The 1,792-nt window shown below is 71.7% G+C and carries 2 protein-coding genes; both read right to left on the reverse strand.

From position 1 onward, the window contains the following. Positions 1 to 48: 48 nt before the first annotated feature. Entirely contained in the window at positions 49 to 252 is a 204-nt protein-coding gene (locus AC2W7C_RS17380; protein ID WP_486002489.1) for a hypothetical protein, read from the reverse strand. Positions 253 to 787: 535 nt separating this feature from the next. Further along, positions 788 to 1,552 carry a class II aldolase/adducin family protein gene (locus AC2W7C_RS17385; protein WP_486002490.1) on the reverse strand — a complete coding sequence of 255 codons (765 nt, stop codon included), beginning with the start codon at positions 1,550 to 1,552 and terminating at the stop codon, positions 788 to 790. Positions 1,553 to 1,792 lie beyond the last annotated feature (240 nt).

Raw genomic sequence — 1,792 nt, forward strand, 5'->3', positions numbered from 1 at the left:
GGCCGCAGTCAGAAGCGCCGCCAGAGAGCGACGACGGGGCCGCCGGCTTCAGGGGGTCTCGCGGCCCGCCACCGCCTGACGCCAGCCCGCCTGCAGGCTCCAGTCGCCGAAGTCGCGGACCACCGAGGCCTCGATCGACAGCCAGCGCGCGTCGCCGGTCTCGGTCCGGCCGGCGAAGGCCTGGCCCAGCACCATCCAGTCGTCGCCGAAATGGGCGCCGACGGTCGCGTCGATCCGCGTCTCGTCCGGCAAGCCCTGGCGGAAGCGGCGCGCGGCCTCGACCTCGATGAAGGTCCCGCTCGGCGACCAGCGGACGGGCGACGCGGCGCCGAAGGACGGCCGACCGAGGCCCGCACCTCCCAGTCGCGCTCGCCGACTCCCGGGGCGGCGTAGCCGGCGTTGCGGCCCTCGCCCCCGTCCGCCACGCCACCGTACAGCGCCACCGCCGTCCGGTCGTCGCGCCAGACCTGCCAGGCGACGCCGATCTCCAGGGGGCCGCGCCCGTCATAGTCGACGAAGGCGTCCTCGCCGGATTGCCACTCGCCCTTGAACCGCACGCTCAGCCGGTCGGTGACGCCATATTCGGCGAACAGGGAGACCGCCGTGTCGCGGCGTTCGGCGGGCAGGTCGGCCAAGTCCCCGGCGGGATCGAAGCCGCGGTCCGCGCGCATGTCCTCGAACTTCAGGATGGCCTGGCCCCTGCCCTTGGCGGGCGTCCAGGCGCTCGCGGCCGCGGGGCCGGCGGCGAGGAGGGCGATCAGCCCGAAAGCCAGCCCCCCCGCCGCTCTCAAGCGTCGTAGCCTGGCGATCTGCGGTCCAGCAGGCGCAGCGCGCCAGGCCAGGCCAGGGCCGAGACGAAGCCGATGCCCTTGCCTTGCTCGCGCGTCTCGGCCTGGGCGGCGTCGGGCGCCATCAGCACGTGCTCGCGGCCGCCCGACAGGGCCGCCACCTGCTGGGCGCAGGCCCGCTCCAGGAAGAACATGCCGATCCAGGCCGCCGCCGCGGTGGGACCCACGGCCAGGGTGCCGTGGTTGCGCAGCAGCATCAGGGACTTGTCGCCCAGGTCCGCGACCAGCCGTTCGCGCTCCTCGTGGTTCAGCGCCAGGCCCTCATAGCCGTGATAGGCGACCTGGGACTGCAGCAGGCAGGCGTTCTGGCCGATGGGCAGCAGCCCCTCCTTCTGCGAAGCCACGCCGACCCCGGCCACGGTGTGCAGGTGGATGACGAAATGCGCGTCGTCGCGGGCGGCGTGGATCGCCGAATGGATGGTGAAGCCGGCCGGATTGATGAAGTCGGTCGTCTCCTGGACGATGTTGCCGTCCAGATCGACCTTCACCAGGCACGAGGCCGTCATCTCCTCGAAATAGTAGCCGTAGGGGTTGATCAGGAAATGGGTGTCCGGCCCCGGCACGCGGGCCGAGATGTGGGTGAAGATCATGTCGTCCCAGCCGTGCAGCGCCACCAGCCGGTACAGCGCCGCCAACTCGACGCGGGTCTTCCACTCCGCTTCCGAGACCCGGGACTTCAGGGAAGTGATCGCGCCGTCGGCCATGGCCTCGTCCTCTTTGGCAACCTTCAGGCGCACGCTCGCTCCTGCTGACACCCGCGTCAAGATTCAGCTTCCATTAACCCTGTCCTAACGCCCGCGCCCTACGGTCGCGCTTGCCGAGAATTTTGGGTCGGCGCCCGGAGACGTTCGTGACCGTCCTCGTCCAGCTCGTTCAACCGCCCCGCGCCGAAGACGCCCCGCCCGCGCGGGCGACCTGCTGGCCCTGGCCCGGAACGCCAGCCC

The sequence above is a fragment of the Brevundimonas sp. CURTG3B2_SDJG genome (genome assembly GCF_057364705.1).

Excerpts from the sequence above, each read along its gene's own strand:
- AC2W7C_RS17385 (WP_486002490.1), bottom strand. The coding sequence starts at position 1,552 with ATGGCCGACGGCGCGATCACTTCCCTGAAGTCCCGGGTCTCGGAAGCG.